General features: G+C 64.4%; 3 protein-coding genes and 1 pseudogene. 3 read left to right on the forward strand and 1 reads right to left on the reverse strand.

Annotated elements, in window-relative coordinates:
• A pseudogene (locus tag L9Z73_RS26660) lies at positions 1–300 on the forward strand (hypothetical protein); the annotation flags it as partial.
• Between the two features lie 44 nt (positions 301–344).
• Here the strand turns inward: L9Z73_RS26660 and L9Z73_RS26665 are convergent.
• Positions 345–1,286 (reverse strand): alpha/beta hydrolase, encoded by a 942-nt coding sequence (locus L9Z73_RS26665; protein WP_247407549.1) that lies wholly within the window; start codon positions 1,284–1,286, stop codon positions 345–347.
• Between the two features lie 112 nt (positions 1,287–1,398).
• Between L9Z73_RS26665 and L9Z73_RS26670 the strand changes: the two genes are divergently transcribed.
• Positions 1,399–1,974 (forward strand): DUF6436 domain-containing protein, encoded by a 576-nt coding sequence (locus L9Z73_RS26670; protein ID WP_247407550.1) that lies wholly within the window; start codon positions 1,399–1,401, stop codon positions 1,972–1,974.
• A gap of 31 nt (positions 1,975–2,005) precedes the next feature.
• Positions 2,006–4,017: penicillin acylase family protein (locus L9Z73_RS26675; RefSeq protein ID WP_247407551.1), on the forward strand; the 2,012-nt coding region annotated here is incomplete at its 3' end.

The following is a 4,017-nucleotide window of genomic DNA, read 5'->3' on the forward strand; positions in this document are numbered from 1 at the left end:
GTCAGCCTGGCGATCGCCGGCGTGGCGGCCGACAGCTTGAGCCAGATGATCCCCGGCCTGTTGGGCGGCGGCCAGGCTCAGGGCATGTTGGATGGGCAACGCGAGCGGCTGATGCAACAGATCGGCAATGACCTGAACAACACGTTGCTGTACGTCTATCGGGATTTGTCCGACCCGGAGCTGGAAGAATTCGCTACGTTTGCCGAGTCGCCAGAGGGTAAGGCGTATTACCAGGCGGCGCTTGCCGCCGTTCGCGCAGGGCTGGCGGTCGGCCAAAGCACCTCAAGCCTGGCGCAGTAACAAAATGTGGGAGGGGGCTTGCCCCCTCCCACATTTGGACTGCGTTATTTCAGGTGGTCGGTGAGGTACTTGAAGTACTCATTGCGAATCTCGGGGATCTCATTGGCCAGATGATGCCGGCCACGCTTGAGCATCAACACCTCAGGCTGATCGAACTTGCCCCGCAGCATCTTCAGGTTGTGCTGCCAATCCACCGTCATATCCTCTTCGCCCTGCACAATCAGCGGGCGCCGCGGGCTGCGCGGAGCAGCTTCGATTTGCTTGATCCAGCGCGCCAGTGCCCCCACCCAGGCGGTCGGCAGTTGGCGCGGCTGCAAGGGGTCGGCTTCGAGGAACGGCTTGAAGGCCGGGTCATTGGTGTTTTCGCTGAACCGCCGGGCGATGCCTTTGACGAACGGCCGCAGCAGGTAATAGCTGACCTGCGACCAGCCCCACCCACGCGGGCGCACCAAGGGTGAAAGCAGAAAAGTCTTACCCTGGGCCGGGCTGTCGACGCCATGGTTGAGCAAGTGATCCACCACCACCGCGCCGCCGGTACTTTGCCCGAACAGGTGCCAGGGCCGGGGCAGGTGCAGCAATTCGGCCTGGGCGAACAGCGCCTGCACCACGTCCTGGTAGACCGCAAAATCATCGATGCTGGCCCGCGCGCCGCTGGACAAACCATGCCCCGGAAGATCGCAGGCGATCACCACAAACCCCTGGTCCAGCGCCCAGTCGACCACGTGGCGATACAGCCCCATATGGTCGTAGAACCCGTGGAACATAAACATCGTCGCCACCGGCACGGGCGGCCACCACACCTGGGCGACCACCTCGAACCCATCGACCCCGAAACGGCCAAGGCGGCTCACCGCCGGCACCTTGCGCGCGCTAAGGTCCAGCCCGTAGAAACGCTGGTAGACCCGCGCCTCGGCGCTGAGCGGCTGCGCATCCACCAGGGGCCGCAAGCTGTCGCGCAGATGATCGGGGTCAAAGGTAACGGGCATAAGAGGTTCCAGACTTGGGGGCTTCACGCGCTGCGCAGAGGAATATCGAGCTGCGATATTCATCTGTCGGGGCAAGCATGGCAAGCTACGCGTCCTTCGAGGATTGATCTGAATGCGACAACCCTACCGCACCACCCTGTTCGCCAGCCTGGTGCTGCTGCTCTGCGCCGGCGTGTTATGGGCCGCGTATGACTGGTTCCAGGGCCGCTACCTGCGCACCTTCAACGAACACACGGCGGTGTTTTCCGGCGACGCCCTGCGCCTGCCCGACGACCTCGCCGGCCCCGGCCCGATCCGTCTCGTGCATTTCTGGGACCCGGCCTGCCCGTGCAACGTCGGCAACCAGCAACACCTGGGCGAGTTGATCGAGCACTACGCGCCCCAGGGCGTTGAGTTCTACGCCCTGCAAAAGCCCGGCAGCCACGGCCAACTGCCCGACAACCTGCGCCAGATGAAAATCCTCAGCAGCCTGCCCGGCGCCGATCAAATACCGGCGACCCCGGCCGTGGCGATCTGGGACCGCACAGGCAAGCTTGCGTATTTCGGGCCCTACAGCGAAGGGCTGACGTGCAACGCCAACAACAGCTTTATCGAGCCGATCCTCAAAGCCCTTGAAGCGGGACGCGCGGTGAACGCCACTCACACCCTGGCGGTGGGCTGCTATTGTTCGTGGCCAACCGGTTCGTAGCCCGCCGCCCCACTCTTGGTAAGGAATGTTCATGAAGCGCGTCTTGCAGGTTCTCGCGGTGCTGCTGGCGCTGGTTGCCGTCGGCGCCGGCTGGTACGTCTACAGCAAGCAACCCACCCGCCAGGGCGCAGTGACGCTGGCGAACCTGCAAGGTTCGGTCACGGTGCGCTACGACGACCGTGGCGTGCCGCATATCCGCGCCGAGAACGAGACCGACCTGTACCGCGCCCTGGGCTACGTGCATGCCCAGGACCGGTTGTTCCAGATGGAAATCATGCGGCGCCTGGCTCGCGGCGAATTGGCCGAAGTGCTCGGCCCAAAGCTGCTGGAGACCGACAAACTGTTCCGCAGCCTGCGCATTCGCGAACGGTCCGCCACTTATGTCGCGCAGCTGGACCATGAGTCGGCGCACTGGAAGGCCCTGCAAGCCTATCTGGACGGAATCAACCAGTATCAGGACACCCACGCCAGCCCGATGGAGTTCGACGTGCTGGGCATCCCGAAGCGGCCGTTCACCGCAGAGGACACCATCAGCGTCGCCGGGTATATGGCCTACAGCTTTGCTGCGGCGTTTCGTACCGAGCCATTGCTCACGTATGTACGCGACCAGTTGGGCAGCGACTACCTGAACGTGTTCGACCTCGCCTGGCAACCCAAGGGCGCGCTCAACCTGGCCGCCAGCGACTGGCAACGCCTCGGCGCCATTGCAGCCCTGAGCGAACAGGCCCTGGCCGATAACGGCTTGCCGCAGTTCGAGGGCAGCAACGCCTGGGCCGTCAGCGGCAGCCGCACCCAGAGCGGCAAGCCGTTGCTGGCGGGTGACCCGCATATCCGCTTCTCGGTGCCGTCGGTGTGGTACGAGGCGCAGCTGTCGGCGCCGGGCTTTGAACTGTATGGCTATCACAACGCGCTGGTGCCGGTGGCGTTCCTGGGGCACAACCTGGATTTCGGCTGGAGCCTGACCATGTTCCAGAACGACGACCTCGACCTGATCGCCGAGAAGGTCAATCCGCAAAACCCTAACCAGGTCTGGTACCACGGCCAATGGGTCGACATGAGCAGCAGCGAGCAACAGATCGCGGTCAAGGGCCAGGCACCGGTCACCTTGACCCTGCGCCAGTCGCCCCATGGCCCGATCATCAATGACGTGCTCGGCGAGAACGCCGGCAAGACGCCGATCGCCATGTGGTGGGCGTTCCTCGACACCCAGAACCCGATCCTCGAAGGTTTCTACCAGCTCAACCGCGCCGACACCCTGGCCAAGGCCCGCGCCGCAGCAGCCAAGGTCTCGGCACCGGGCCTGAACATCGTGTGGGCGAATGCCAAGGGCGATATAGGCTGGTGGGCGGCGGCGCAGTTGCCGATCCGTCCGGCGGGCGTCAACCCCGGGTTTATCCTCGACGGCAGCACGGCCCAGGCCGACAAGCTGGGCTTCTACCCGTTCAGCGCCAACCCCCAGGAAGAAAACCCGGCGCGTGGCTATGTGGTATCGGCCAATGCGCAGCCGGTGTCGCCCAGCGGCATGGAAATCCCCGGCTATTACAACCTGGCCGACCGCGGCCAGCAGTTGAATGCGCAGTTGAGCGACAAAAGCGTGAAGTGGGAGGTGAACAACAGCCAGGCCCTGCAACTGGGCACCACCACCGCCTTCGCCCCGCGCCTGTTGGCGCCGCTGTTGCCGGTGCTGCGCGAGGTGGTCAAGGACCCGGCGCAATTGCAACTGGTGGAACAACTGGCGGCCTGGAAAGGCGATTACCCGCTGGACTCCACCAGCGCCACGCTGTTCAACCAGTTCCTGTTCAACCTTGCCGACGCGACCTTCCACCCGAAACTGGGCGACGGCATGTTCAAGACGCTGCTCAGCACGCGGGTGATCGACGCCGCGTTGCCACGCCTGGCCGCAACCCCGGACTCACCCTGGTGGAACGGCAAGCGCGCCGACACCGTCAAGCTCGCCTGGGACAACAGCCTCGCACACCTCAAGGCCACCCTCGGCGATGACCCGGGCCAATGGCAGTGGGGCAAGGCCCATACGCTGACCCA

It is taken from the genome of Pseudomonas emilianonis, assembly GCF_023072625.1.
In the GTDB taxonomy this organism is placed as follows: domain Bacteria; phylum Pseudomonadota; class Gammaproteobacteria; order Pseudomonadales; family Pseudomonadaceae; genus Aquipseudomonas; species Aquipseudomonas paraveronii.

What these genes read in the sequence shown, in the direction of transcription:
- L9Z73_RS26665 (WP_247407549.1), bottom strand. Translation starts at nt 1,286, where the DNA reads ATGCCCGTTACCTTTGACCCCGATCATCTGCGCGACAGCTTGCGGCCC.
- L9Z73_RS26670 (WP_247407550.1), top strand. Translation starts at nt 1,399, where the DNA reads ATGCGACAACCCTACCGCACCACCCTGTTCGCCAGCCTGGTGCTGCTG.